Genomic DNA, 26,384 nt, shown 5'->3' with positions numbered 1-26,384 from the left:
AACGCTAACCGCGCGTCGGTGGCCCGCTATTCCATTGCATCAACGCACTTTCCCGCAGAAATCGTAACTCTTATGTTCTCAAATCACTGTAGAAGGGGCGGAGTATCATTGCCAAGCCCTCCGCTCTGAGCGTATGGATCTCTCCGAACAAATGAACATGGTTATATCAGGGGAAAAGCTTGCAAGTCCTTGTTAGAGACAACAATGTCGATCAGGCGCTACGCTTTCTGAAGAAGAAGTTGCAGCAAGAGGGTGTTTTTCGGGAAATGCGTCTTCGCGAGTCCTATGAAAAGCCTTCCGAAAAGCGCGCTCGCGAGAAGGCCGAGGGGATCCGCCGTACGCGGAAGCTCGCGCAAAAGAAACTGAACCGCGAGCTCGGCATAAGTACCGCCAAAAAGCCCAAGCCGGCCTCCCGCTCCAAATAGCTATCACCTGCTCTCCATCAAAGGCACCCTCAGTTTCGAAGCTACCCAGAGGCTGATCCAACTGCTGTGAGGAGCGACAGCCTTTCGCTCCTCATGGCTCAATCCGGCGCCTTCCGGAGGAAATGAACCGGTCGGCTGGCAGTCAAGCAGGCCCAGCCGACGACTTTTCGACATGCCGGCGCTCAGTTCGGTCGGCAAGATCGGCGTCGCCAAGCCTAAGACCGGCAGGGCGAAGAGCGCTTCCTCAACTGATCCCCGCGGTCCACTCATCCAGCGACATCGTTGGCAGATCAAACGTTTCGCCCGTTCTGACATAGCCGTGGCCACCCATTCGACCGAGGGCGTTCAAGCCTTTCGGGTCGATATGTAGACGCTCGTTGACGAGGTTCGACCTGATGTGCAGTGCGAGCACCTCACCTATGACGATCTCTCGCGAGCCGCCAACCTGCAAGGTCACATGGCGACGGCACTCGAAAGCCGCCGGCGCCTCCGCGATATAGGGCGAGCGAACATGAGTGCCTGGCAAAGCCGTAAGCCCTGCGCGTTCCAGCTCGTCAACGCCGGCGGGAAATGGGACGGCAGTCACATTCATGGCATCCAGGTTTTCGGCTCCGACGATGTTCACGGTGAACTCGCCGGTTTGGCGGATATTGTGCCCGGTATCCTTGAAGCTCAGATCGCCGTGATTTTCGACGCCAATCGCCAGGATCGGCGGATCGGCAGACAGGACGCCAAAAAAGCTGAACGGCGCAGCGTTGACGCGATTTTCAGTATCGACCGTGGTCACCCAGGCGATGGGACGCGGCACGACAGTGCCGATCAGCAATTTGTAACACTCACGCGGCGTAAGCGAACCAAAATCGAACCGCGTAAAATCAGCCGCACTGGGCAGGCTCTTGGGCACCGTCATTGTCATATTTTCCTTGTCGTCTCCGGCATGCCCCACTTTTACAACGATGCCGGGATGTCTTTGTCGTTAGTCGGAAACAGCCAGGTAGCGGCTCAATATCTCCCCGACATCCGGCGCATCATCCTCATCGACACGCGCGCGGTCTTCGACGGCGTGGAGGTGGTGATCCATGATTTCCGTCGCGCGCGCGCGATCGAGCTGCTTCAGAGCCTCAATAAGCTGGATGTGCTCATCGATGCCGCATTCAGCGGAATGGGGTCGGCCGAACCGGGCAAGAATGAGTGAGGAGCGGGACACGACCCGGCTGATGAAGTCGATCAACAGCTTCGAATCGGTCAGTTCGGCCAGCAGAATGTGAAACTCCCCGGCCAGCCGGATTGACCGTGGCGAGGACGACCGCAGCGCGCGCTCCTCTTCGCGGACATGCGATATCAGCGCATCGATCCCGTCTTTCGGCATACGCGTGCAGAGCCGCTCGATGACTTCTCGCTCCAGGCAACGGCGTAGGGCGAAGACCTCATGTGCCTCCTCCAACGTCGGCATGGCGACCGAGGCACCCCGGTTGGGCTTGATCTCGACCAGACCGTCGGAAACCAGGCGCACAAGCGCATTGCGAGCGCTCGTACGGCTGACGCCGAAGGTGTCGCCGATGGAATCCTCCGGCAACTTAACCCCAGGCTTCAGCGCCTGCTCAAGGATCGCCCGTCTCAGTGAAGCGTAAATGGCATCACTGCGCGTCTGGTTCGTGGACATAGAGCTCTCCATCGCGTGGTTTGGCGGTGCTTTTCATTGCGCCTCTATATGCACAATTTTTGTCTGCCATAAACGGATAAAAATCGCATGCAAATTTATGTTGATATTGCATACGATCTAGAATACGAATTTTGGTACGCTCTGCAAGCGAATTAAGATTGCCGCTAGAATACCGGCGCCGATTTTGGCGCGATCACGCCATTTTCGTTAGAAAATCGCTGATTTTTAGCAGAAATTGCATACAATATAAAGATCGGGGAACAATATGATCAAAATTGGAAAATTACTTCTCGCCGGAGCCTTACTGCTCGGCCTGGCCCTGCCAGCCGGAGCAGAGACATTCCGCTGGGGCGCATCACGCGATCTGGGTTCGCTTGATCCCGATTCCTATGGCGACAGTTTTACGCTCGGAGTGCTCAATCACGTATACGAAGGCTTGGTGCGCTACGATCGCAACCTGAAGATCGAGCCTGCACTTGCCACATCCTGGGAAGTTGTTTCGCCGACGACCTGGCGCTTCAAGCTCCGCGATGGCGTCAAATTTCACAACGGCGCCGATTTTACGGCGGAAGACGTGCAGGCGTCGCTGGTGCGCGCCAGCGATCCGAAATCACCGCTCAAGGGCAACATTCCTGCCTATAAAGGATCGCGGGTCATCGACGCCCATACGATCGAAATCGATGTCACGCCGAACTACCCTCTCCTTCTCAATGATCTGACAACGATCTACATCTTCGATGCCGGCTGGCTGAAGGACAACAATACCGAGGCCCCGACCGACGTCGGATCGGGCGTCGAAGGCTACGCGACCTATCATGCCAACGGCACCGGTCCCTTCAAAATCGAGAGCCGCCAGCCCGACGCCAAGACCGTTTTCGTCAAGTTCGATGGCTGGTGGGACAAGCCGCAGCACAATATCGACCGGATCGAGTTCACACCGATTGCGTCCGACGCGACACGCGTGGCGGCGCTGTTGGCCGGCGATATCGACTTCACCGACAAGGCGCCCGTTCAGGACATTCCCCGCCTGCAGGCTTCGCCGAACGTCAAGCTTCTCGAGGGCACCGACCTGCGCACGGTCATGATCGGCTTCAGCCAGCGCGACACGCTCCTTTCCGGCGCTCCCAACCCGATGAAAGACGTGCGCGTTCGTCAGGCGATGCAGCTCGCGATCGACCTTGACCTCATCAAGAAGAAGGTCATGCGTGGAAAGTCTCGTAGTGCCGGCACGCTCGTCGCACCGCAGATTCCGGGCTACGACGCTGCGCTCGATACACCGCTGCAGGCCGACTTGGAAAAGGCAAAGGCGCTCCTGAAGGAGGCAGGCGCTGCGGATTTCGCCTTCGACTTCAACTGCACCGACACGCTCGTCAACGAAGAGCAGATCTGCCAGGCCGTGGCTTCCATGTGGTCGCGCGTCGGGCTGAAGCCGAAGCTTGACCAGGGACCCCGCGCAGTCCAGACGCCGAAGCGCTCGAATGGGCAGGTCGATGTCTACACGCTCGGCTGGGCGACCCTCCCGATGCTCGACACCTACAGCCTCACCTCGCAGGTCCTCCACACGAAGGGCGGCACATATGGCATCTTCAACTGGGGCGGCTGGTCGGACAGCGAATTCGACAGACTGACGGAAGCCTCGGCGGTCGAACTCGATCAAACCAAGCGCCTGGCACTGGAAGCGGCATCCCTCAAGGTTGCCAAGGAGCATGTGCTGATGATCCCGTTGCACCAGCAGCCTTTGACTTGGGCGACGGCGAACAAGGTCGCGGACCTGCCGCTCTTTGCCGACAACCTTCCCCGCCTATGGCTGGTGAAGAAGTAACGATGCAATTTGGCTCGCCGCACCCTACGGCGGCGGGCCTCCCTCACGAAAAATCGGGCTCGATCAAAACCAGGGACGTAAAGCGCAATGATCGCCTTCCTCGTAAAGCGCATCGGCAATGCGATCCTCGTGATGTTGACCGTCACCTTCATCGCTTTCATGATTTTCCGTTTCGTCGGCGATCCCGTCGAAATGATGATGAACGAAAGTGCCACGCAGGCCGAACATGACGAACTGCGCACCAGACTCGGCTTGAACGACGGATTCCTGACGCAATATGTCCGCTTCGTCGTCAAGGCGGCCCAGGGCGAATTCGGGCTTTCCTATCGAAACCAGCAGGATGTCATCAAGCTGATCGGCGAGCGGTTTCCGGCGACATTCGAGCTTGTGCTCATCGCTACGATCATCTCGCTCGTCGTCGGCATTCCGCTTGGTGTCTTCACCGCCATCGGGCGCGGAAGATGGTGGGCGGAAGGACTTCAATTCACCTCCGTGATCGGAATCTCCCTGCCGAGCTTTCTTGTCGGCATTCTGTTGATCCTGGTGTTTTCCGTGTCTCTTGGATGGTTACCCGGCTATGGGCGCGGCGATATCGTCCAGATCGGCTGGTGGTCAACGGGGCTGCTTACCTCTTCCGGGCGCGCCGCGCTGGTGCTGCCGGCACTCTCACTATCGCTCTTCCAGATCACGCTTGTCATGCGGCTTGTTCGCGCCGAGATGCTGGAAACCCTGCGTTCGGACTTCATCAAGTTCGCCCGCGCCCGCGGCGTTCGGCGCCGATCGCTGTGGTTTCGTCATGCGCTGAAAAACTGTCTGATGCCGGTCATTACTTTGACGGCAATGCAGATTGGCAATCTCATCGCCTTTGCCCTGGTCACGGAGACCGTTTTCCAATGGCCCGGCATGGGCATGCTGTTCATGCAGGCAGTCACCTTCGTCGATATCCCTGTGATGGCCGCCTATCTCTGCATCGTGGCCTTCATCTTTGTCGTCCTGAACACCTTCGTCGATGTCGCCTATGCCGTCGTCGATCCGCGTCTGCGCAAAGCCTGACCGAGAGGAGCACCCCATGAGCGGCATCGAAACGGCCAATCCGACGAAACCTGTGTCCCGGCGCCCCTCCCTTCGCCGCCGCATCGCCGATACGGATCTGTGGTGGAGCTTCAAGAAGCATCCCTCCGCCATCATCGCCACCATTGTCCTGGCTTTGCTGCTGGCATCGGCATTTCTGGCACCATGGATCGCACCGCAAAATCCCTATGATCTGGCATCTCTCGATTTGCTGAACGCCCAGTTGCCGCCGATCTGGAGCGCAGATGGTCAGTGGCCCTACCTGTTGGGCACCGATCTTCAGGGCCGCGATGTGCTTTCGGCTATCCTCTATGGATCTCGCGCTTCGATCGTGATCGGCGCAGCCTCTGTCGCCGTCTCGCTGGCGGTCGGGGCCACGCTTGGCCTCATCGCCGGCTATTATGGAAAGTGGGCCGACGGTTTGCTGATGCGGGCGGGCGACGTCCTTCTTTCGATGCCGACGATGCTGATCGCCATCCTCGTGTCGGCCATGGCGCGCCAGATGCTGCCGCCCGGACTGCGCGACGCCGGCGCATCGTCAGTGATCGTGTTTGCCATCTCGCTTTCGGCCTGGGTGCAATATGCCCGCACCGTGCGCGCTCTGACGATGGTCGAGCGCAACAAGGAGTATGTGCAGGCGGCCCGGTTGATCCGCGTGCCGGCGCGGCGGATCATGCTGAGGCACATCCTTCCGAATACGACCACGCCGCTGCTGGTGACCGCAACGCTCAATTTCGGCTTCGGGATTCTCATCGAGGCGACACTTTCCTTCCTCGGTGTCGGCATGCCCGTCGAGCAGCCATCGCTCGGCACCTTGATCCGCATCGGCAACGAATACCTGTTTTCGGGACTGTGGTGGATCGTCCTGTTCCCGGCCATTCAGCTCTGCCTGCTGGTTGTCTCGATCAATATCCTGGGGGATTGGCTGCGCGATGCACTCAACCCCAAACTGCGCTGAGGACGTCACATGAACAAGCTTCTCATCACCAACACGCGCCCCATGGGCAAGGACCTCGCCGATATCCTGATCGTGGACGGCCGTATTGCCGCCGTCGGCCAGAACATCGCAGCCGAGGCTATAACGGTCGAAGATGCCTGCGGACGCATCGCCATTCCTGGCCTCGTCGATGCCCATACCCATCTCGACAAGTCGCTGCTCGGCTATCCCTGGTATGTCAACGAAGTCGGGCCGCGGCTCATCGACAAGATCGACAACGAGCGCCAGGTCAAACGTGATCTCGGGCTGGATGCCCACATCCAGTCCATGCGCCAGTCGCTGCAGTCCGTCGGCTACGGCACCACTCTGATCCGGACTCATGTCGATATTGACACCGACCAGGGCCTCATTGCGCTGGAAGGTGTCATGGAGACCCGCAGGCAGCTTGCCGGCATTGTGGAAATCGAGATCGTTGCATTTCCCCAATCAGGGCTTATGCGCCGGCAAGGCACGGATGAGCTCCTGGATCGGGCGATGGCAATGGGTGCGGATCTTGTCGGCGGCCTTGACCCCTGCGGCATGGACAAGGACCCCAAGGGCCATCTCGATACGATCTTCGCCATCGCGGAAAGGCATGGCAAAGGCATCGACATTCATCTGCATGAGTCCGGCGAACTGGGCGCGTTTTCCATGGAGATGATTTTCGAACGCGTCCGCGCGCTCGGGCTGCAGGGCAAGGTCGCCGTCAGCCACGCCTTTTGCCTCGGCCACCCGGATTGGAACATGACGCAGGCGTTGATCGATACATGCGCCGAACTCGACATCCCGATCCTGACAACGGCGCCGCCATCCCGAGAGACGCCATCCCTGAAGCGGCTTCTGGCGGCAGGCGTCCGCTTTGGTGCTGGCGTCGACGGCTTCCGCGACACCTGGGGTCCCTATGGTAACGGCGACATGCTCGAACGCGCCATGCTTCTCGGCATGAAAAACAATCTGCGTCGCGATGACGAGCTTCCGCTGGCCTTGCATGTCTGCACAACCGGTGGCGCCGTTGTGATGGAGAGGACCGGCCATGAAATCGCCCTGGGCGGACGTGGTGACATCGTGCTGCTCGAAGGGGAAACGCTTGCCGAGGCAATCGTCACCCATGCGCCCCGAAAGCTGGTCGTCACCGCCGGAAACGTCGTCGCCCGTGATGGCAAAAGCCTGCGAGAACGCCCATGAGCTGGTCGGATCTTCCGCTCGGGCACCGTCCGCAAGGACGCTGGGCGCTAGCAGCGCGATTTATCATTGCGGACACCCCGGATGGACGGCGGCTGATCGAGAACGGCGAAATCGTCATCGAGCGGGATCACATCGTCTGGGTCGGACATCGCTTCGCCGGTGAGCTTGCAGCCAGATATGACATGGGGGAGGCCCTCATTGGCCCCGGCTTCGTGGATCTCGACGCGCTTTCCGACCTCGATACCACCGTGCTTGCCATGGACAACCAGCCGGGCTGGAAGAAAGGGCGGGTCTGGCCCGCCGATTATGCGGCGCAATCCCGCGAGATGTACACAGCCGAAGAGCTGGCGTTCCAGAAACGCTATGCCTTCGCGCAACTTTTGCTGAACGGGATCACATCGGCGCTGCCGATTGCATCGCTTTTCTACCGGGCCTGGGGAGAGACCGTCGCCGAATTCGAAGCCGCCGCTCAGGCAGCCGACGATCTCGGGCTGCGCGTCTGGCTGGGACCGGCCTATCGCAGCGGCGGCGTGGTCCTCGACGAGGCCGGCACCATGCAGACGGTCTTCGACGAAGCCCGAGGCCTGGCGGAACTGGCGAAAGCCACAGACTTTGCCCGCCGCATCCACGGCCATGCGGATGGTCTCATCTCAGGCATGTTTGCACCCGACAGGGTCGAAACGTGCACGGAAAGCCTGCTTAGGCAGACCTTCGCCCGAGCGGACGACCTAGACTTGCCGGTACGGCTGCATATGGCCCAGGGCGAAATGGAACTCCAGACCATGCAAAGACTGCGCGGCGTCACAGCACCACGCTGGCTCGCCGATCTCGGATTGCTTTCCCCTCGCCTCATCGCGCCGCATGCAACGGTCGCAACGGATGAGGATCTCGCCCTCTATGCCGACAGTGGCGTAACGGTCGCGCACTGTCCGCTTGTATCGGCACGCCACGGATCGGCGCTCAAATCCTATTCGCGCCTCAAGGCGATGGGCATCCGTATCGGCATGGGCACCGACACCGCACCGCCGGACATGGTCTTGAACCTTGCCGTTGGCCTGATGGCCAATCGCATCACCGAGGGCAAAGGTGACGCTGCATCCGCATCCGAATTCTATGACTCGGCAACAATTGCCGGCGCCGATGCGCTGAGGCGCCCCGATCTCGGCCGAATTGCACCCGGCGCAAAGGCCGATATCGCCGTTTTCGACATGAGCGATGCCATGATCGCGCCCCGCATCGATCCGGTTCAGACGCTGATCTATGGGGCGACCGGCCGCATTACCAAGGCAACGATCGTCGACGGGCGCATCTCGATGCGCGATGGCGCAGTTGCCGGAATTGATCTGGTGGCCGCGCGCGGTGGAGCGCAGGCGCAATTCGACAGACTGGTTTCCCTCTATCCGGAGCGAACCTATCGACACCCACCGGTCAGCTCGATCTTCCCACCAAGCTACCCAGTCCTGGAGCAGCAATGACCCAAACGGCTCACGAACCGCCACTTGTGGTATCCGGTCTCTCGGTTGAATTTCCGACCCGGCGGGGAACGCTTGCCGCTTTGTCCGATGTCTCGTTGACGATCGGTCCGGGAGAAATCTTGGGCGTCGTCGGCGAATCCGGTGCAGGCAAGTCAATGACAGGGATGGCCGTGCTGGGCCTGCTGGAACCGCCGGGTCGCGTCATCGCCGGCGAAATCAGCATTGCCGGTCAGCGCACCGATAGCCTGAACGAGAGGCAGATGGAGAAGGTTCGAGGACGCAAGGTGGGAGCCATCTTCCAGGACCCGCTGACGTCGCTCAACCCTCTCTTTTCCGTCGGACAGCAGCTCGTCGAAACCGTTCGATTGCACTCCGATATCGACAAAGCTGCCGCTCGGCTTCGGGCTATAGAACTGCTGAAACATGTCGGCATTCCCGGCGCGGAAGAGCGGGTGGACCACTATCCGCATCAGTTTTCGGGCGGAATGCGCCAGCGCGTTGTCATTGCACTGGCTCTGGCGGGCAACCCTCGACTGATCATCGCCGACGAGCCGACAACGGCGCTGGACGTTTCGATCCAGGCCCAGATCACGGCATTGCTGCGTCGCCTTTGCGTCGAACAGGGGGTGGGGGTCATGTTGATCACCCATGATATGGGCGTCATTGCGGAGACCGCCGACCGCGTTGCGGTGATGTACGCCGGTCGCGTCGTTGAGATCGGTCCCGTGGCGGAAGTCCTCGCACGTCCCAAGCATCCCTATACGCGTGGGCTCATGGCTTCGATCCCGGCGCTTGGCGCGCGGCTTGAGACGCTTGCGCAGATCGACGGCGCCATGCCGCGCCTGAACGCCATGCCTTCCGGATGTGCGTTCAATCCGCGCTGTCGGGATGTGATGCCGCGCTGTCGCGTCGAACGACCATCGCTCACTCAGGCGGACGAGCATGGTGCCGCCGCCTGCTGGCTGATCGAAGGAGGTGTCCGATGAGAGATATCGAAAACGCTCTCGAAGTCGACCAGCTGACCCGTGTCTTCGAGGTCTCGGCACCATGGCTGAACCGGGTGATCGAGCGCAAGCCCAGGCGATATCTGCAGGCCGTTCAAGACGTGACCTTCACCGTGAAAAAGGGCAAGTGCCTCGCGCTTGTCGGCGAATCCGGTTGCGGCAAATCAACTGTCGCGCGTCTGGTGACAGGACTGCATGAGCCGACTGAAGGTGCGATTGTCTTCGGCAGCTCCGCCAGCGGTAAGCCAATGGAAGCGCAGATGATCTTCCAGGATCCCCATGCGAGCCTCAATCCCCGATGGCGCGTGGGCGATATCATCGCCGAGCCGATCCGCGAGTTCAAACTGAGAACGTCGCCTGCCGAGATTACGGAAAGAGTATCGCAGCTGCTGCGCGTCGTCGGGCTGTCGCCCGATGACGCCAGGCGGTATCCACACGAGTTTTCGGGTGGCCAGCGACAGAGAATTTCGATTGCCCGCGCATTGGCCGGTGAGCCGGAATTCCTCGTCTGCGACGAGCCCACTTCCGCGCTGGACGTTTCTGTCCAGGCGCAAATTCTCAATCTAATGCGCCGGCTTCAGGACGAACTCGGACTGACCTATCTTTTCATCAGCCACAACCTTGCCGTCGTGCGTCACATGGCCGACAGGATTGCCGTGATGTATCTGGGCCGTATTGTCGAGGAGGCGGAAACGGAAGCGCTCTTTGCCAATCCACAACATCCCTACACGCAGCTTCTCCTTCAGACGATACCCGATGTGCTGGCGCCGAACAGAGCGCGCACGCTGATGGGGGGCGAGCCTCCCAGTCCCCTCAACCCACCGGCGGGGTGCACATTTCATCCGCGCTGTCCCATGGCGCAGGATATTTGCAAAACTGCTGCCCCAACGCCACGCCAACGCATGGGTGGCGGAAAAGTCCTGTGCCATTTCGCGGGTGTGTGAATCGGCCGCGAGCACTGTCCCTAGTGGATTTGGCATTGAACGCCTGGTGGTGCTGTGGGGTCACTGTCGGCGCTGTTCGCGCATGCACCGGCTTTCAAAGTCGCTCTGAAAAATCATCACTCGGTGTTCGCTGCCGCTTCACAAATCCTGAAGATTGCGATTGCTCTCGACAAAGAGCCTCCATTCTCCCATCTGGTACTCAGTCGATGATTTTGGGGGCAGACCGCTCAATGCGAACATCCAGGCGGATGACGCGGGTTCCGAAGATGTCGGGGCCGGTTAACGTCTCGAAGACAGGCACGAAGACCGGGCGAACGATCGTCAGTTTCGTCGCGAAGTGCCCGATACTGTCGCTGGCATTCGTCATCTCGCCACGTTCATCGGCACCGACAATAAGAAGATTGCCAGCAAACGGCGAGCCGTGGCCTTTCAAGTCCGTTACGCTGTGAACCCCGTCGGTCAGGCTATTTGCCCCTGCGTAGAGGAGATGAGAGCCCTCGATGCGAACGACATCGATCTCGCTGCTTCCGATCAATTTGGAGATATGCGTAAGCTGATCTGCTGCGGGAATCATCACGGTCCGGATCGTTTCGGCAGCTGCGTTCAGAAGGTAGGCTTTGACTTCAGACATATGATTTTAATTCACCAACCGTGATCTCAGTCTGAGAGGTTTGTGGAGGCCTCCGGAGGCGTGCTTACCGCCTTGCCGCCCCGAGCATTAGAACCAAACGATACCGTCTCCATAGACATAGGTCGGCACAACTTTTACAAGCACCAAAATTCGTCCGGTGCGTTTCCTTTTCTTCAACAGGAAGCCTTCGCCATCATCTTACGGTTGAGTACGCGAGCGTACAATATCGCGGATACTCCGATCGCTGCATTTGATGTGGGAACACTTCACAAGGATACGCGGGATCTTGCCAATGGCGCGAAACCTCACGCCAAACTGCTTGGAACATAAGTGCTCGTTACGACGCAATGGCTGAAACTGCAGTCACTCGGCGCCGGATCGCTCGTTGTCTGAACTCGATTGCTCCAACGAACGGTGAAGCGCTTCGTCCGCTTGAAGTGCGAGCTCATCGAAATATTCCTCAAAATACCTCCGCGCGATGATGGAGGTCATGGAGAGGCTGCGCCGTGGGTCGACGATCAGCGACAGCACCATCGGTGGCAAACCACGATCAGCTATGCGGGAGCAATGTATTCCCTCATCATCCTTCAAGGGCATGCCCTTAGCCACGGCCGTCACACCGAAACCGCACCCCTCGCGAACCATGGAACGCATGAGCGATAAGCTATTGGTCGTCAAGACGGGCTGCAACCTCGCACCGATACGTGCGGCGGCAATGTCGACAACATCACGCAAGTGACTACTGGCATCAGGGACGATCGTCGGCTTTTGGAAGAATTCTTCGATAGACATGCTATCCGGCTGCTTCACACCGGGACTTGCCGGCAACATGGCCATCAGGTGAAAGTCAGCCGAACGCGTGACAACGACCCCCGGTAGAGGCGGGGGACTGAACGTCAGTCCGAAGTCTACGCTTCCGTCCCTGACCAGTTGACGCACACGGTCCGAATCCGCCACCGTGATCGAGTTGCGAATGCGAAGATGATCCTTCATGAACCGCGCGAGCGCCGCGGGCAGAAAGTCGGGCACAGTTTCCTGCGAGGCGGCAATTTTCACTTCGCCACGGCGAAGCCCCTTCAATTCCTCGATCTCGAATTTGATCCGGGAAAGGTCCTTATTCCATTCTCTATAACCGTTAATGAGCAATTCACCCGCGGAGGTCAGCCGCATGCCTCGTGGCAGACGCTCAAATAAGGCAACACCGAACTCCTCCTCGGCACCGATGAGCTGCTTATTGATCGCGGAAGCCGAGACATTCAGTTTCTCCGCGGCTTTTCTGATCGAGCCGCGTTTAGCGATCTCGTCGAGATAATGTGCGAACCGAGAAAACAAAAGCCTACTCATTCGGGAAGAGTACCTCGTTGAAGAAAAGGAAACACACCGGACGAATTTTGTTGGTTGTAAAAGCCGGGCGACCTAGTGTCTACTGGGATAATACTTCACCTGCAACTTATGATGGCAAAAGGCCGCATTTATGTATCTGAAGACCCCGCAAACCTATCAGATAGAGATTGCCAGCGAGAATTTCAGCCTACCGATTATCCGGCTGAATGACCGACGCGCGATCGCGCTGCTGATGGTAATCGACATGGGTATCCGGTTTGGTGACATCGTCGGCAATGCTCTTGCCAATCATTTTGCGCAGATGCGGCCCGACATCGTCGTCGGCAGCGCCACCTTGGGCGTCCCGGTCGCGATCGAAGTCTCACGGCGCCTTGGTATAGACCAATATGTCATCCTGCAGAAATCACCGAAATTTCACCTTGCCGATGCCTTGGTCGAGGATGTGCGTTCCATTACGACCGCAGTGCCGCAACGCCTTCTGCTTGATCGCCGCTCGATAAGCCTGCTCCAAGGCAAGCGCGTTCTCATTGTCGACGATGTCATTGCCACCGGCTCCAGTATGGCAGCAGCAATCAGGCTCGTGCGCCGCGCTGGCGCCAATATAATTGGTGCCGGTGCCATTCTGACCGAGGGGCACGCCTGGCGAAACCTGCTGGGCGAGGACGCCAACCTGGTCGCCAGCCTCAGCCACATTCCCCAGTTCGACATGATCGCTGGGGTGGCGATCCCCGATACCACGACCGAGAAAGACGCTTGGATGGATGACCGAGCTTTGGTCAACAAGCATTTGACACAGGCCCAGCGGAGACGCTCTGCGGCTCAACGGGATGCAGCACAGGTGTAGCGCGACGTTCGACGACTTTCCTGAACTGTCTTCCCGCAATCGCCAGGCGGCATGTGATCGAGACCAAATTTGCATTTGAGCCATTGCGGAGAACCGTTGCAGCCGGTTTTCCGAGAGTTTCTTGAAGTTACGTTTAAGGGGACAAAAACATGCAGCCAGCAACCGTATCGCAAACTGACGGCAATACTCTCTTTCCCATCGTACTCTCGATCGTGGCGGCTGCCGCCACGGGTGTACTTTGGGCCTATGCCAATCCAATCCAGCTCGTGCCCGGCGTCATCCAGTGGCGCATTTTTGCCTTCCTGCCACCGGTGATCGGTATCCTGCTCGGCTGGCGCAGCGGCTTCATTTGCGGTTATCTCGGTACTATCGTTTGGTCGCTTCTCGCCGGCACTTTCATCCCCGCACATTCGCTCATCGTCGATGGCGTCATGGTCGGCCTGACCGGCCTTGTGCCGGGGGTCCTCTTCGATCCCGCCAAGACTGTCTTTGATCGCCTGGCGCTGATCAAGATTGCTGTGGCCTGCCTTGTCATCGGGCTGATTATGGTGGTGGCGGTATCCGCAAGCCTCGCCTATCTCGGCATTTTTCCGTTCTGGTGGGGTTTTGGCTATCTCGGCCTGTCCGACATCGTCCCGATGGTCGTGGGCACGCCGCTGCTGATCATCCCGGCCCTGAAAATTCTAAAGAGTGCACATCCCGCCGGCTTCAAGCGCTTCTGAACCCGATCTGGATCAACAAGTGCTCAATATTGCCAATCTGACGATCGGTTTCGGCGGTCCCGCACCGGTGCTTGCCGAAACCAATTGCACGCTTGACGAGGGGCAACGGCTTCTTGTCTGTGGCGAAGCCGGTAGCGGCAAGTCGACGCTGCTCGGCGTTGCCGCCGGCCTGATCCCGCGCCTCATTCACGCTCCCGAGTTCTCCGGCCAGGTGGAACTTGCCGGCCGTCCGCTACACTCTTTCACCAAGAAAGAGCTGTTCAGCACGATCGGCTTCGTGGCTCAAAATAGCGAAGACCAGCTTTGGGACATCTGTGTCGAGGATGTCATCGCGTTCCCGATGGAGAACAAGGGTGTCGAGCAGAACGTGATCCGCAACCGGCTCGCCGAGCTGATTGCGGAATTCGAGCTGGAGGCGTTGCGTGGCCGTCGGGTTCTGACCCTCTCGGGTGGTGAACGGCGGATGGTCACCATTGCCGCAGCGATCGCCTCGAACCCGGCAATCCTCGTGCTGGACGAGCCGACCACCGGGCTCGATCCCGCTGCCCGTATGAGACTTTCCAATATCCTGCGGAAGGTGTCGGATAGCGTCCCGATCCTGCTGATCTCGGAGCAGGACCCTTTGGCACTCCATTCGGTGATCGACAGCATCGCTCTGTTGCGTCACGGCAGCCTTTCTCCAAGCATGCCGCCAAAGGCTGTTCTCACCGAGGATGCCGCCTGGATCGAAGCCGGCATTCTGCCGCCGATGCGCTCCCGGCCCGCGCGACAGACCGTTGAGACGGGCCGCCCGCTGTTGACCGTTTCGAAGCTGACGAGCCAGCTTTCCCGCTCGCACGGAAACCCGGTCCTGAAGGATGTGAGTTTCGAGGTGCGGGCTGGAGAGGTGCTTGCACTTATCGGCCGCAACGGCGCCGGCAAAACGACGCTGTTCAAATCGATCCTCGGACTTCTGAAAACGACCGCAGGCTCCATCCTCTTCGGCGAGACGAAGGCCGACGACTGGTCCGTTGCCGCCCGCGCGCGCAAGATTGCCTATATCCCCCAGAACATGCGCCATATTCTGTTCAATATGAGCGTACTCGGTGAAGTGATCTTTGCCATCACGGCCTCGACCGCCTCCTCCAGCGACCCAGCCATCATCGCCCGCGCCACGGCAGCGCTGGAGCGCTATGCACTCTCCAACCTCGCCGAGGCCAATCCATTTGCGCTTTCGGCCCGCCAGCAGGCTCTGCTGGGCCTTGCTTGCGCCGACGCAACCGGCGCGGCTGTCGCCATCATCGACGAGCCGCTTTTGGCCAGGGACATCAAGGGCCGGCAAATGCTGGAACTTTTCATCTCGTCAATGCAGTCCTCGGGACGTGCGGTGATGTTGATCTCGCACGATCTGGAACTGGTCGATGATCTGGCCACCCGTCTGATGATCCTCGACAATGGCACGATCGCGTTCGAGGGAAGGCCCGAAGATGGCTGGGAAAGCGGCATCTTCCGCTCTCTCGGCTGGCAAGTGCCCTATGATAACGCAGCCTGGAGCATGGCATGACGCGGCTTCATGAGCTCAATTTCTTTATCAAGCTGGGGATTGCCTTTGCCATCATGCTGGCAGCCTGGCTCGCTCCCAACTGGCGCTTCGGCGTGCCCCTCGCGCTTGCCTGTCTGATCCTTCTATGGGTGATACGCGTCCCTGGTCTTCGCGGCTATATCAAGGGTGCCACCCTGCTCACCGGCATGGTCATGCTGAGCTGGATGATAAACCTCTGGCTACAGGGCCTTTCGACAGGCGACGCCTTGTCTGTCGCCGCCGCGATGGCGGCCAGGCTGATGACAACCACAGCCGCCTTCTATTTCGTCATGGAGACAAGTACGCCGGGCTCGATATTGGCAGCAGCAAGCGCCGCACGGCTGCCGCCGATTGCCACGCTCGTTCTCTCGCTGACCTTCGGCGTCATTCCAATGCTGCGCGACGATTTCGAACGCATTGCGGACGCGCAGCGGTCTCGCGGCATGGAGATCGACAATGTCAGCCTGCCCACGAAACTGCGCTTCGCGCTGGCCCGCGGCATTCCGCTGCTCGTTCAGGCGATCCGCATGGCGCACGCCATTTCGTTCTCTCTCACCCTTTACGGGTATGATCTGAAACACAAGCGGACAACCTGGCGCCATGTCGGCCTCATGGTCGAGCCGCGCCTTAGCATGAAGGACAAAACCGATGACCTCTGAGACCACGGACCCAAGAACCGGACAGAACTGGAGAGTCGATGTTTCCGGCTATCCGGTCGATTTGCCGATCGTGGCGATCAAGCCGGATTTCGCCATTTCGCTGATGATGGTCATCGATCTCGGTGTGAAATTCGGCGAACATATCGGCCGCAAACTTGCCGCCAAATTCGCACCGCTCAAGCCCGACATCATCGTCGGCACGGCGACACTTGGCATTCCCGTCGCAATCGAAGTCTCTCGTGCGCTCGGACTCGACCATTACGTCATCCTGCAGAAGTCGCCAAAAATCCATTTGGCGAATGCATTGGAACAGAAAATCTCCTCCATTACCTCCAAGGGCGAACAGCGCTTGCTGCTGGACCGCGCCGCGATTCCGCTTCTCAAAGGTAAGCGCGTGGTCGTGGTCGACGACGTCGTTGCCTCCGGATCCAGCCTTAAGGGATCGCTCGAACTGGTGCGCAAGGCAGGAGCCGACGTTATCGGCATTGGCGTTGTCCTGACAGAGGCACGGGATTGGCAGGAAACGCTGGGATCCGACTGTGACCTCATTCAGAGCCTTGCCCATATTCCACAGTTTTCCCGGACCGACGATTTAGCCTGGGAGCCCATTCCCGGCACCTGATACCACTGTCCCGGCCAAACGGGACGTTTGGCGCTTCGTTGCAAATTTTTGGAAGGTGAGCGTTCTCGAACCTTCACACCGAGCGACCTTGTCGAGAGCGGCAAGGTCGGCACCGTACGCGACCTGATCATTTATCGCTTAAGCCGCCTGCAACTCATCAACCGAGCCGAGGCGGGATAAAATTCCATAATTTCTATAGAAAAAGAATGACCTGTCTTTCTGCGCCCACGGGCGCACATTAGCATCCATACAGAATCCGATGCAGCAAGCCTGGGGAATAATTATATGCCGACCGAATTCATCAGCATCACGTTTCCGAACGCATCGAGAAAAACGGGTGGCCTGTTGATAAACGCTTTGATTACCCGGGTATTTTGCAAATGAACACGTTCCAGACCCATAGCTCCCATTGGGGCGCGTTTTCTGGCCGCTACGAAGACGGAAAGCTCGAAATTCGTCCCCATCCGGCCGACCCGTATCCATCGCCCTTGTTGGGCAACCTCGCCGCGATCGCTCATAGCCTCGCGCGCATCAGGCGTCCCGCCGTCAGGCGCGGCTGGCTTGAGAGCAAGAAAGGTAATGCGCAGGATCGCGGCGCAGATGATTATGTGGACGTCAGCTGGCCAGAAGCGTTTGATTTGGTTGCTGGAGAACTTCGGCGCGTTTACGGAGACTTTGGACCCCAGGCCATATTCGGCGGTTCCTACGGCTGGTCGAGTGCCGGGCGCTTCCATCATGCACAGAGCCAGATCCACCGGTTTCTGAATGTGCTCGGCGGCTATGTGCGATCCGTCAATACCTACAGCTCCGGTGCTGCAATGGTCATCATCCCACACGTCTTGGGGCCATATGACCATTTCGACCGCAAGAGTGTCACCTGGGATGCCATCGAACGGAGCAGCTTACTGATCGTCGCCTTCGGCGGAATGGCGATCAAGAATGCGGACGTGCATGGCGGCGGCATCAGTTCGCATATCGTCCGCCAGACGCTGAACGGCGCGAGCGCTCGCGGTGCCCGCTTCGTGCTCGTCAGCCCACTGAAAGACGATTTTCCCGCCGAGCTGGATGCGCAGTGGCTGCCGATCGTGCCGGGCACGGATGTCGCGCTGATGCTCGGTGTCGCGCATGCGCTCGTCAATGCGGGATTGCACGACCGCGGTTTTCTCGACCGCTACACGGTCGGATACAAGCGTTTCGAGGACTATCTGCTCGGGCGGAGCGATGGTGTCGAAAAGAACCCGGAATGGGCCTCCGGCATCTGTGGCATCGGTGCTGATGCCATCAAGCAGCTCGCGCTTGCCATGGCACAGGCAAGGACGCTGATCACGGTCAGCCACTCTCTCCAGCGCGCCGACTATGGCGAGCAGCCTGTCTGGATGGGCATCGTGCTGGCCGCAATGCTCGGACAGATCGGACTGGATGGCGGCGGCTATGCCTATTCCCTCGGTGCATTGGGGAATATCGGCAAGGCCCAGCTTGCCGTTCCACTGCCGACCCTTAGCCAGTTCAAAAATCCAGTGCCGGATTTTATTCCCGTCGCGCGCATCGCCGATATGCTCCTCAATCCGGGCGACGAGTTCAACTATAACGGCCACACGATGCGTTATCCCGATATCCGCCTCGTCTATTGGGCAGGCGGCAACCCGTTTCATCACCATCAGGATCTCAACAGGCTGCGGGCGGCATTCAAGCGGCCGGAGACCATCATCGTCCATGAGACGGCCTGGACGTCCTCCGCGCGTCACGCGGATATCGTATTGCCTGCGACCACCACGCTTGAGCGTGACGATATCGGCGCGGCGGATCGTGATCCTCTGATGATCGCGATGAAGAAGCTGATCGAGCCGGTCGGGGAAGCGCGAGACGATTATGAGATTTTCTCCGAAATAGCGCGCCATCTTGGAAAATTCGAAGAGTTCACCGAAAATCGCACCAGCCGGGATTGGCTTGCCTTCCTGTTCGAGACCACGCGCACGGCGCTCGCATCCGGTGGACACGAGGCTCCAGATTTCGAGGCGTTCTGGAACCATGGAGAGATGCGCCTGCCGCTCAAGCCTGACGATGGCGGACCGGCCCGCACCTTTCGCAATGATCCGTCCGGATCCCCGCTGCAGACGCCATCCGGAAAGATCGAGATCTTTTCGCAGACGATCGAGGGCTTCGGCTACGACGATTGCCGCGGCCATCCGAGATGGTATCCCCCCAGGGCGGAGACCAAGGCGGACGAGCGCTATCCCCTGCATCTGGTCTGCAACCAGCCACATTCGCGGCTCCATAGCCAGCTGGACTATGGTGATTTCAGCCGCTCCACCAAAATCAAGGGCCGCGAGCCGGTTCGTATCCACCCGGTAGATGCGGTTGAGCGTGGCATCTCGGATGGAGACATCGTGAGGTTGTTCAACGTCCGCGGCAGTTGCCTCGCCGCAGCGGTGATAAGCGAGGACGTGCGTAAGGGGGTCATGCAGTTGGCAACAGGTGCATGGTTCGAGCCGGACGCCCCAACCGCCGACAGCGCGATGTGCATTCACGGCAACCCGAACATCCTGACACACGACGTTGGGACCTCGCAGCTGGCCCAGGCTTCGACCGGACAGCTTACAAGGGTGGAGGTCGAACGGTTAGTTGGCGAAGCGCCGCCAGTGCGGATATTCGAGGGACCCAAGGTCCAAAATCGATCCCAATGAGATCAGCACGGAGACCCTGATCACCAAGGAGGGTTTTGAACGCGCAGCTCCCTCGCAGACAAGCCCTGAAAAAAGCTGACCCTTCCACACGCTAAAACTGAACAAAATAATCCATAAAATTAGTAGAAAAAGAACAACTAGTCTTTCTCCCTCGGCTCCGCCTGCATAGGCTCTGTTTCAGGATTTCTCAGAACCAGAACCATCAGGACCTCTTCATGACCGAACGCCTTTTTTCGTTGTCCCTCTCCCGGCGCCGTCTGCTGATCACCACGTCCGCCGTGGCAACCGGCGCTTTGGTGACGATGGCAGGCCTCGCCCCGGCTCTGAGTGCTGACAGCCCACACAACGGAGGTGACATCACCTTCCTCATCGATTCGTTGGGCGACACCTGGATTCCGAACAACAGCGCGATCTCCAGCTTCCAGGGCCACATCTGGGGTCATGTGACCGATAAGCTCCTTTACGTCGACGCTGACGGCAAGGTCAGCCCCTGGATCGCCGAGCGCTGGGAGCAGAACGACAACGCCACAGAGTTCACCCTGCACCTCAAGAGCGGCGTCACCTTCTCCGACGGCACCCCGCTCGACGCGTCGGCCGTCGTCGCCAACCTCGACATCTGGTACGCCGGCCGCAAGACCGAGGGCATCAATCCGATTGGTCTCTTCCCGAAAACCTACGACCATGCCGAGGCAATTGATGCAAGCACAGTGAAGGTCTTCTTCAAGAAGCCGACGCTCGGCTTCATCCCGACTCTCGGCTACCACGGTTCGATCCTCATCTCCCCGAAGACCATCGCGCAGCCCGCCCCCCAGCAGGCTGATCTGAGCAAGACCTCTGGCAGCGGCCCCTATGTGGTCGATTCCTGGAAGGAGGGCGACTTCGTCAAGCTGGTCAAGCGCAAGGATTATAACTGGGGTCCTCCGGCGGTCGGTCATACCGGTCCAGCCTATCTCGACACGATTACCTACAAGCTGGTGACCGAACCGTCGCTGCGCGTTGCAGCCGTGCAGTCAGGCCAGGCCGACGTCGCCTACAACGCCTCGCCGCAGGAACTGGAGTCTCTCAAGTCGGAGGGCTTCACCATCGCGACACCACGCTATCTCGGCTTCGTCAACGGCTGGGCGATCAACACCAAGCTTGCGCCGTACGATGACGTGAAAGTACGTCAGGCCCTCCAGGCCGGCATTAACCGCCAGGAGATCATCGACACCGTCTACACGCCCGACTGGAAGCTTGCGACGTCCTTCATCCAGAGCAACGTGCCGGGAGCGACCGACCAAAGCAGTTTGCTGGCGTACAATCCCGACAAGGCTGAAAAGCTCCTTGATGAGGCAGGCTGGACAAAGGGCGCAAACGGCATCCGTACGAAGAACGGCGAGCCGCTATTGCTGATACTGAATTCCAACCCCTACCTTGCTACGTCCAAATCGGTCGATGAGCTCATCGCCCAGCAACTCGGCAAGATTGGCTGGAAAGTCGCCATCCGTGCCTACGATGTTGTCACCTACGGCCAGAAGGTCAAATACGGCGGCCCGGCCGTGCCGGCCTACGAGGTGACGCGTAGCTTCATCGACGCAGGGACCGTCGCCAGCATTCTGACGAACGCCAACAACGGCGAGAACTGGTTCGCTCTCGACGAGAGCGACACGAGGCTCAATGAGCTACGTGACAAGATCGCCAGCGCCGGCTCCACAGAAATTCGCAAACCCCTCCTCGACGAGTTGCAGAAGTACATTCTCGATCAGGGCTACTTCATCCCGCGCACACAGATCGTTCAGCGGATCTACGCTCAGTCTCCCAAGCTCAAGGGCGAGGTCTACAACGGTGTCGCCTATGCCAGCTACTACACGGCCACGAAAAGCGAATAGCCCGCAATTCAACCGCGCAAAGAAGGTGACAGGCATGAGCAAAGCCTACCTAAACTACGCCGCAAAGCGCCTCGTGCAGGCGATCGTCGTGATCCTGCTGGCTTATGTCTTCACCTTCGTTGTCGTCAGCATCCTGCCGGGCGACCCGATCTCCAACGTCCTGAACAATCCCCAGAATGGGTTCACACAGGAGGAGATCAAGGAGATCATCGCCGCCCAAGGTCTGGATAAACCGATCCCGGTCCAGCTTTGGACATCGTTTTCCGGGTTTGTCACCGGGGATCTGGGCCTGTCGATGCGGACCAATCGGCCCGTGACAACGCTGATCGCCGAGGTGCTCCCGTCGACGCTGGTCCTTGCTTCCGCCGGCCTCGTCGTCGCGCTTCTGCTCGCGGCGGTGATCGCCTATGGCACACAGTTTCTTCCAAAACGGCTTGGCCAGGGCTTGCTGCGAGGCTTTCCGTCGCTGTTCCTGTCGGTACCGAACTTCGTGATCGGCCTGGTGCTGATCCACCTCTTTGGTTTCCAACTCGGCGTCTTTCGTGTGATTGAGCCTGACAGCGTCTGGGCGACACTTTTCGCGGCGATCGCGCTCGGCATCCCCATCTCCGCACAAATCGCCGAAGTGCTCATCGCAAACCTCGACCATGAGTCCGGGCAGGAATACGCCGCCGTTGCACGGGGCCGCGGCCTCGGGCAAATGCGGCTGTTCGTCAAGCACTTGCTCAAGCCATCGTCACTCCCGGTCGTCACTGTCGTTGCGCTGACGATCGGCGAGCTGCTTGGGGGCTCGCTGATCACTGAGACGGTCTTTGGGCGCACCGGTCTTGGCAGCTTGGTGCAAAGGTCGGTGAGCACGCAGGACCTGCCCGTCCTTCAGGCAGTCGTCTCGTTGGCAGCGGTGGTCTTTGTGATTGTCAACCTGATCGCCGACCTCGCCTACCCGCTGCTCGACCCGCGCGTCAAGCTCCTCGGCGCTCCCGAGCGCCGCCCAACCACGGCTGACGAAGGCTCCGTTAGCATTTCCAAGGCGGTGACCTCATGACCCTCGCCTCCGCCTACCCGACCTCGCGTGTCACGGCGATCAGCCGGCTGACAGCCCTGCGTATGCCGCCGGCCGTCGCTCTCTCGTTCGCGATCGTCGCGCTTGCGATCGCCTGGTCGCTCGCCCCGAGCCTGTTCACGAGCTATGACCCGATCAACGGTGTTCCTGCTCAAAAGCTGCTTGGCCCCAGTGCCGCGCACTGGTTCGGCACCGATCATCTCGGCCGCGATCTCTACACCCGCGTTGTCTATGGCACAGCCTCATCTGTGGCGAGCGCGCTGATCGCCGTGGTCATCGGCGTTGTCGCCGGTGGCCTCATCGGCCTGCTGGCCGGCTTCTTCGGCGGCTGGGTTGACACCCTGTTCGCCCGCCTGGTCGACGTGCTGCTCGCCATTCCAAAATTCTTGCTGGCCGTCATCGTCGTCACCGCGATCGGCTTCGACACCACAAACGCCGCCATCGCAACGGGTGTTTCGGCTGTGGCCCTCTTCGCCCGGGTGATGCGCTCGGAGGTCATCAAGACCCGGCAGGCGACATTCGTCGAGTCTTCCTTTCTCCTCGGCGGGTCGCGCTGGCACATCCTGTGGCGCCACGTATTGCCGAACGCATCGCGCTCGGTATTGCCGCTTGCCGTGCTGCAGTTCGGCGACTCGATCCTGGTGATCGCCAGCCTTGCCTTCCTCGGGTACGGCGACCCGCCACCGGCCTCCGACTGGGGCCTGCTGATCTCGATCGGCAAGGACTACCTCAAATGGCCCTGGCTGGTTTACGCACCCGCCTTCGTTACGATCGCAACCGTCCTCTCTGTAAACAGGATCAGCCGATGGCTCCGCAAGACAGACTGACCCAGCTTTTCGCTCGCACCGATATTACCGGCTCAACGTCTCAACGATCAGCTCCACTGCTCCGCGTCGGCGGCTTGTCGGTCGCCTACGGAAAGCAAGAGGTCGTCACCAACGTCGGGTTCGAACTGGGCCGTGGCAAGAGCCTTGCTCTCATCGGGGAATCGGGCTCGGGCAAATCGACGATTGCCCGCGCGGTACTGCGACTGCTCCCGGCCGGTGGACGCGCGAGTGGCCGCGTCGACTTCGACGGCCAGGAGGTGCTGGGGCTCTCGGAGCGGCATTTCCGGCCATTACGGGGACGTGCTATCGGGTTTGTCCCGCAAGATCCAGGCAACTCGCTCAACCCGGTGCGGACGATCGGCGCCCAGGCGATGGAGGCAGCCGCGCTCATCGACGAGCCCAATACGACACGTCGCAAGGCGCTCATCCTGGAGACATTCGCTCAAGTTGGGCTCGACAACCCGCAGCGAGTTTATGATTCCTACCCGCACCAACTGTCCGGCGGCATGTTGCAGCGTGTGCTGATCGGCCTTGCGGTCCTTCCACGGCCGCTGCTGCTGGTTGCGGACGAGCCGACCTCCGCGCTCGACGTCACGATCCAGAAACGCATCCTCGATTTGCTTTCCAAATTGCAGTACGAGCTGGATATCAGCCTGCTCCTCATCACCCATGACCTGGCGATCGCCGCCGAGCGGGCGGACTCTCTGGTGGTGCTCAAGGACGGCATCGTCCAGGAGGCCGGCGGCACCGCAGCCGTGTTCTCCTCGCCGGCATCGGCATACGCGAAGAAGCTGCACGCCGACGTCCCGGCCCTCAACCCCGACCGCTACGCCCGGCTGCGCGACCCCGGCTTCCGTTTTCTCAAGACAAACGCCAGCAAGGCACCGAAAATCGAGGTCAGCGCCGTCACGAAGACCTTCGCGGTTGACGGCAAGGTTCTGACGGCCGTCAACGACGTGTCGTTTGCCGTCCAGGCTGGCACCACGCATGCGCTGGTCGGTGAGTCGGGTTCAGGCAAGACGACCGCAATCCGGCTCTTGCTTGGGCTGGAGCAACCCGATACCGGGAACATCACCGTGGCTGGCGAACAGCTCAACGATCGCTCGCACCAGTCGCTGCGCGCGGTGTGGCGCCACCTTCAGCTCGTCTACCAGAACCCGTTCACCTCGCTTGACCCGACCTGGAAAGTCGAGCAGTTGGTGCGCGAACCGCTCGACCGCTTCAAGATTGGAACCGCCACAGAGCGGGCCGCAAGGGTCCGCGAAGCGCTGGCCAATGTCGGGCTCGGCGAGCACCTGCTTGCGCGCAATCCTGCAGCCTTGTCAGGTGGCCAACGCCAACGCGTGGCCATCGCCCGGTCGCTGGTCCTCAAGCCGGATGTGATCGTGCTCGATGAGCCCACCTCCGCGCTCGACGTCAGTGTCCAGGCCGACATCGTCGAAGTGCTGCTTTCGCTGCAAGCCAAACTTGGGCTGACATATGTATTTGTCTCCCACGATCTGGCCCTGGTGCGCCAACTCGCCCATACCGTCTCGGTGATGCAGCGCGGACATATCGTCGAACACGGGACCGTCACCGACATCTTCGACAACCCTCAGCAGCCCTATACCCGGTCGCTGCTGGAATCGATTCCGTCCGGCGCCGCTCGTATCGCCCGCGTGCCCCAGCCTCAACCTCAACGGGTCTTCAGCGAGGAAAAAATCGCATGACCGCGACCGTGCCTGCCGGCGCCCTGTCCGCGCCGTTCCGCCCCAAGCAGCGGCTCGGCTTCAATACCCGCGTGTCTTTCAACGATGATGCCGGGCCGGCGCAGGGGTTGCGCGACGGGATCGAGCTGTTCAAGGCCGCAGAGCGGCTGGGCTACCAGTCCGGCTGGGCCTACCAGCGGCACTTCGACCACTATCTGTCCTCACCGCTTCCGTTCTTCGCCGCGGCCGGCCAGCACACCAAGCATATCACGCTGGGCTCGGCGGTCATCCCGATGCGCTACCAGGATCCGATCCTGCTTGCCGAGGCGGCCGGCACGACCGACCTGTTGATCGGCGGCCGGCTGGAGCTGGCCATCTCTACCGGCGCCAACGCGGCGTTCGACGCTGTCTTCGGTACAGTCGACACCGATGCCCGCACGGAGGCCAGGCGCCGCCAGGCGCGCTTCCTCGCCGCGATCTCGGGCGAGGTCCTCCACACCGTCGCCGGGCCGAACCAGGGTGCCCCGGAAGGCATCGAACTGCGCGTGACACCGCACAGCCCAACCCTGCGCTCCCGGATTAGGCAAGGCTCGGCCAGCCTGGGCTCGGCGGTGCAGGCTGCCGAGCTTGGGATCGGGCTCATCTCCGGCACCGTGCAGCACGACCATGCCGAGGGCGAGACCTTCGGGGAGTATCAGGCCCGCAGCATCAAGGCTTTCCGTACCACCTGGCGCGAGACATGGGGCACCGAGCCGCCGCCGGTCACCGTAGCCGCCTCGATCTTGGTCGGCACCACCGCCGAGCTCCGGGAGAAGTACGCCGCCTACGACCTCGAGCGCCGCACCCTGGGCATCGCCGCATCCCGCCCCAAAGGCGCCCTCACACCGACCGCGCCAGCCAACCAACCGTCCGGAGTCCAAATTTGCCCTGTTTTCCAGGGCACTCCCGACCAGGTGACCGAGGCGGTTTTCAACGACCCGGGCCTCGCCGCCGCAGACGAGATTGTCCTCTTTCTACCACCCGCCTTCGGTCTTGCCGAGAACGTGCGGCTGCTGACCGACCTCGCGGAGACAGTGGCCCCGAACCTGGGCTGGTCGCCTGCCTCGTGACCCCATAGGCAACCCATGCCTTGATGGGTTGCCTGTCTCGTCTTCCCAGCTGGAGGGGTTCACTCTAAAGACGGGTCAAATCATGGCGGAATTCAACATCAATCCTCGCACAATCCGGCGGATCGTAAGCAGGCTGAAGGCAGAAGCGGCGACGAGGGTGCGATAGAGAAGCCCCCATGGGCGGGCAACCGTTTGGC

23 protein-coding genes are annotated in these 26,384 nt (G+C 60.2%); 19 read left to right on the top strand and 4 right to left on the bottom strand.

The window, feature by feature from the left end:
- The first annotated feature begins 179 nt into the window (after positions 1–179).
- A complete protein-coding gene (gene rpsU, locus RRH01S_RS15005) occupies positions 180–425 on the top strand; it encodes a 30S ribosomal protein S21 (protein ID WP_007690712.1) in 246 nt (81 codons plus the stop codon).
- Between the two features lie 244 nt (positions 426–669).
- Here the strand turns inward: rpsU and RRH01S_RS15000 are convergent, their stop codons facing one another.
- Complete coding sequence (locus tag RRH01S_RS15000; protein ID WP_042472493.1) at positions 670–1,335, bottom strand: flavin reductase family protein; 666 nt, start codon at positions 1,333–1,335, stop codon at positions 670–672.
- A 66-nt stretch (positions 1,336–1,401) separates the two neighbouring features.
- On the bottom strand, positions 1,402–2,088 hold the full coding sequence (locus tag RRH01S_RS14995) for a GntR family transcriptional regulator (protein WP_051696709.1): 687 nt from the start codon (positions 2,086–2,088) through the stop codon (positions 1,402–1,404).
- A gap of 265 nt (positions 2,089–2,353) precedes the next feature.
- Between RRH01S_RS14995 and RRH01S_RS14990 the strand changes: the two genes are divergently transcribed.
- The 7 genes from RRH01S_RS14990 (at position 2,354) to RRH01S_RS14960 (ending at position 10,565) form a co-directional block, all read left to right on the top strand.
- Complete coding sequence (locus tag RRH01S_RS14990) at positions 2,354–3,910, top strand: ABC transporter substrate-binding protein (RefSeq protein WP_042472491.1); 1,557 nt, start codon at positions 2,354–2,356, stop codon at positions 3,908–3,910.
- Between the two features lie 87 nt (positions 3,911–3,997).
- Positions 3,998–4,963: an ABC transporter permease gene (locus tag RRH01S_RS14985; RefSeq protein WP_007690718.1), complete on the top strand. Its 966-nt coding sequence runs from the start codon at positions 3,998–4,000 to the stop codon at positions 4,961–4,963.
- Between the two features lie 16 nt (positions 4,964–4,979).
- Entirely contained in the window at positions 4,980–5,939 is a 960-nt protein-coding gene (locus RRH01S_RS14980; protein WP_042472488.1) for an ABC transporter permease, read from the top strand.
- A 9-nt stretch (positions 5,940–5,948) separates the two neighbouring features.
- On the top strand, positions 5,949–7,142 hold the full coding sequence (locus RRH01S_RS14975; RefSeq protein ID WP_042472486.1) for an amidohydrolase family protein: 1,194 nt from the start codon (positions 5,949–5,951) through the stop codon (positions 7,140–7,142).
- Positions 7,139–8,617 carry an amidohydrolase family protein gene (locus tag RRH01S_RS14970; protein WP_042472483.1) on the top strand — a complete coding sequence of 493 codons (1,479 nt, stop codon included), beginning with the start codon at positions 7,139–7,141 and terminating at the stop codon, positions 8,615–8,617. Before RRH01S_RS14975 ends, RRH01S_RS14970 begins: the two co-directional genes overlap by 4 nt.
- Positions 8,614–9,603, top strand: a complete 990-nt coding sequence (locus RRH01S_RS14965; RefSeq protein WP_042472482.1) for an ABC transporter ATP-binding protein — start codon at positions 8,614–8,616, stop codon at positions 9,601–9,603. Before RRH01S_RS14970 ends, RRH01S_RS14965 begins: the two co-directional genes overlap by 4 nt.
- Positions 9,600–10,565, top strand: coding sequence for an ABC transporter ATP-binding protein (locus RRH01S_RS14960; protein ID WP_042472479.1), 966 nt, complete (start codon positions 9,600–9,602; stop codon positions 10,563–10,565). Before RRH01S_RS14965 ends, RRH01S_RS14960 begins: the two co-directional genes overlap by 4 nt.
- A 199-nt stretch (positions 10,566–10,764) precedes the next feature.
- Here RRH01S_RS14960 and RRH01S_RS14955 read toward each other — a convergent pair whose 3' ends face one another.
- On the bottom strand, positions 10,765–11,196 hold the full coding sequence (locus tag RRH01S_RS14955; protein ID WP_034515542.1) for a hypothetical protein: 432 nt from the start codon (positions 11,194–11,196) through the stop codon (positions 10,765–10,767).
- Between the two features lie 363 nt (positions 11,197–11,559).
- The gene (locus RRH01S_RS14945) at positions 11,560–12,540 is read right to left on the bottom strand and encodes a LysR family transcriptional regulator (protein ID WP_042472475.1); all 981 of its coding nucleotides are present in this window, start codon (positions 12,538–12,540) and stop codon (positions 11,560–11,562) included.
- Positions 12,541–12,670: 130 nt separating this feature from the next.
- On the opposite strand from RRH01S_RS14945, the gene RRH01S_RS14940 reads away from it, so the two are divergent.
- The 11 genes from RRH01S_RS14940 to RRH01S_RS14890 all read left to right on the top strand — a co-directional run bounded on the left by RRH01S_RS14940 (position 12,671) and on the right by RRH01S_RS14890 (position 26,187).
- Positions 12,671–13,384: a phosphoribosyltransferase family protein gene (locus RRH01S_RS14940; protein WP_042472473.1), complete on the top strand. Its 714-nt coding sequence runs from the start codon at positions 12,671–12,673 to the stop codon at positions 13,382–13,384.
- 149 nt (positions 13,385–13,533) lie between these two features.
- The gene (locus RRH01S_RS14935; RefSeq protein WP_012649715.1) at positions 13,534–14,106 is read left to right on the top strand and encodes an aminotriazole resistance protein; all 573 of its coding nucleotides are present in this window, start codon (positions 13,534–13,536) and stop codon (positions 14,104–14,106) included.
- Positions 14,107–14,125: 19 nt separating this feature from the next.
- On the top strand, positions 14,126–15,649 hold the full coding sequence (locus tag RRH01S_RS14930; RefSeq protein ID WP_042472471.1) for an ABC transporter ATP-binding protein: 1,524 nt from the start codon (positions 14,126–14,128) through the stop codon (positions 15,647–15,649).
- Positions 15,646–16,326: an energy-coupling factor transporter transmembrane component T family protein gene (locus tag RRH01S_RS14925; protein ID WP_042472469.1), complete on the top strand. Its 681-nt coding sequence runs from the start codon at positions 15,646–15,648 to the stop codon at positions 16,324–16,326. The genes RRH01S_RS14930 and RRH01S_RS14925 overlap by 4 nt, the downstream gene beginning before the upstream one ends.
- On the top strand, positions 16,316–16,948 hold the full coding sequence (locus RRH01S_RS14920; RefSeq protein WP_007693353.1) for a phosphoribosyltransferase family protein: 633 nt from the start codon (positions 16,316–16,318) through the stop codon (positions 16,946–16,948). Before RRH01S_RS14925 ends, RRH01S_RS14920 begins: the two co-directional genes overlap by 11 nt.
- A 380-nt stretch (positions 16,949–17,328) precedes the next feature.
- The gene (locus RRH01S_RS14915) at positions 17,329–19,632 is read left to right on the top strand and encodes a molybdopterin guanine dinucleotide-containing S/N-oxide reductase (RefSeq protein ID WP_042472466.1); all 2,304 of its coding nucleotides are present in this window, start codon (positions 17,329–17,331) and stop codon (positions 19,630–19,632) included.
- Positions 19,633–19,847: 215 nt separating this feature from the next.
- Positions 19,848–21,500, top strand: coding sequence for an ABC transporter substrate-binding protein (locus RRH01S_RS14910; RefSeq protein ID WP_037221654.1), 1,653 nt, complete (start codon positions 19,848–19,850; stop codon positions 21,498–21,500).
- 34 nt (positions 21,501–21,534) lie between these two features.
- On the top strand, positions 21,535–22,545 hold the full coding sequence (locus RRH01S_RS14905) for an ABC transporter permease (protein ID WP_042472464.1): 1,011 nt from the start codon (positions 21,535–21,537) through the stop codon (positions 22,543–22,545).
- Complete coding sequence (locus RRH01S_RS14900) at positions 22,542–23,390, top strand: ABC transporter permease (RefSeq protein WP_042472462.1); 849 nt, start codon at positions 22,542–22,544, stop codon at positions 23,388–23,390. Before RRH01S_RS14905 ends, RRH01S_RS14900 begins: the two co-directional genes overlap by 4 nt.
- Positions 23,369–25,099, top strand: a complete 1,731-nt coding sequence (locus RRH01S_RS14895) for a dipeptide ABC transporter ATP-binding protein (protein WP_042472459.1) — start codon at positions 23,369–23,371, stop codon at positions 25,097–25,099. The genes RRH01S_RS14900 and RRH01S_RS14895 overlap by 22 nt, the downstream gene beginning before the upstream one ends.
- A complete protein-coding gene (locus RRH01S_RS14890) occupies positions 25,096–26,187 on the top strand; it encodes an LLM class flavin-dependent oxidoreductase (protein ID WP_042472457.1) in 1,092 nt (363 codons plus the stop codon). The genes RRH01S_RS14895 and RRH01S_RS14890 overlap by 4 nt, the downstream gene beginning before the upstream one ends.
- The last annotated feature ends 197 nt before the right edge of the window (positions 26,188–26,384 follow it).

It is taken from the genome of Rhizobium rhizogenes NBRC 13257, assembly GCF_000696095.1.
GTDB classification, from domain to species: domain Bacteria; phylum Pseudomonadota; class Alphaproteobacteria; order Rhizobiales; family Rhizobiaceae; genus Rhizobium; species Rhizobium rhizogenes.
The sequence above is the reverse complement of the archived record's forward strand: the minus strand, read 5'-3'. Positions and strand labels throughout refer to the sequence as shown.

What these genes read in the sequence shown, in the direction of transcription:
- RRH01S_RS14990 (WP_042472491.1), top strand. Translation starts at nt 2,354, where the DNA reads ATGATCAAAATTGGAAAATTACTTCTCGCCGGAGCCTTACTGCTCGGC.
- RRH01S_RS14985 (WP_007690718.1), top strand. Translation starts at nt 3,998, where the DNA reads ATGATCGCCTTCCTCGTAAAGCGCATCGGCAATGCGATCCTCGTGATG.
- RRH01S_RS14965 (WP_042472482.1), top strand. Translation starts at nt 8,614, where the DNA reads ATGACCCAAACGGCTCACGAACCGCCACTTGTGGTATCCGGTCTCTCG.
- RRH01S_RS14920 (WP_007693353.1), top strand. Translation starts at nt 16,316, where the DNA reads ATGACCTCTGAGACCACGGACCCAAGAACCGGACAGAACTGGAGAGTC.
- RRH01S_RS14980 (WP_042472488.1), top strand. Translation starts at nt 4,980, where the DNA reads ATGAGCGGCATCGAAACGGCCAATCCGACGAAACCTGTGTCCCGGCGC.
- RRH01S_RS14925 (WP_042472469.1), top strand. Translation starts at nt 15,646, where the DNA reads ATGACGCGGCTTCATGAGCTCAATTTCTTTATCAAGCTGGGGATTGCC.
- RRH01S_RS14900 (WP_042472462.1), top strand. Translation starts at nt 22,542, where the DNA reads ATGACCCTCGCCTCCGCCTACCCGACCTCGCGTGTCACGGCGATCAGC.
- RRH01S_RS14960 (WP_042472479.1), top strand. Translation starts at nt 9,600, where the DNA reads ATGAGAGATATCGAAAACGCTCTCGAAGTCGACCAGCTGACCCGTGTC.
- RRH01S_RS14890 (WP_042472457.1), top strand. Translation starts at nt 25,096, where the DNA reads ATGACCGCGACCGTGCCTGCCGGCGCCCTGTCCGCGCCGTTCCGCCCC.
- RRH01S_RS14970 (WP_042472483.1), top strand. Translation starts at nt 7,139, where the DNA reads ATGAGCTGGTCGGATCTTCCGCTCGGGCACCGTCCGCAAGGACGCTGG.
- RRH01S_RS14955 (WP_034515542.1), bottom strand. Translation starts at nt 11,196, where the DNA reads ATGTCTGAAGTCAAAGCCTACCTTCTGAACGCAGCTGCCGAAACGATC.
- RRH01S_RS15000 (WP_042472493.1), bottom strand. Translation starts at nt 1,335, where the DNA reads ATGACGGTGCCCAAGAGCCTGCCCAGTGCGGCTGATTTTACGCGGTTC.
- RRH01S_RS14995 (WP_051696709.1), bottom strand. Translation starts at nt 2,088, where the DNA reads ATGTCCACGAACCAGACGCGCAGTGATGCCATTTACGCTTCACTGAGA.
- RRH01S_RS14910 (WP_037221654.1), top strand. Translation starts at nt 19,848, where the DNA reads ATGACCGAACGCCTTTTTTCGTTGTCCCTCTCCCGGCGCCGTCTGCTG.
- RRH01S_RS14945 (WP_042472475.1), bottom strand. Translation starts at nt 12,540, where the DNA reads ATGAGTAGGCTTTTGTTTTCTCGGTTCGCACATTATCTCGACGAGATC.
- RRH01S_RS14975 (WP_042472486.1), top strand. Translation starts at nt 5,949, where the DNA reads ATGAACAAGCTTCTCATCACCAACACGCGCCCCATGGGCAAGGACCTC.
- RRH01S_RS14935 (WP_012649715.1), top strand. Translation starts at nt 13,534, where the DNA reads ATGCAGCCAGCAACCGTATCGCAAACTGACGGCAATACTCTCTTTCCC.
- RRH01S_RS14915 (WP_042472466.1), top strand. Translation starts at nt 17,329, where the DNA reads ATGAACACGTTCCAGACCCATAGCTCCCATTGGGGCGCGTTTTCTGGC.
- RRH01S_RS14895 (WP_042472459.1), top strand. Translation starts at nt 23,369, where the DNA reads ATGGCTCCGCAAGACAGACTGACCCAGCTTTTCGCTCGCACCGATATT.
- RRH01S_RS14905 (WP_042472464.1), top strand. Translation starts at nt 21,535, where the DNA reads ATGAGCAAAGCCTACCTAAACTACGCCGCAAAGCGCCTCGTGCAGGCG.
- RRH01S_RS14940 (WP_042472473.1), top strand. Translation starts at nt 12,671, where the DNA reads ATGTATCTGAAGACCCCGCAAACCTATCAGATAGAGATTGCCAGCGAG.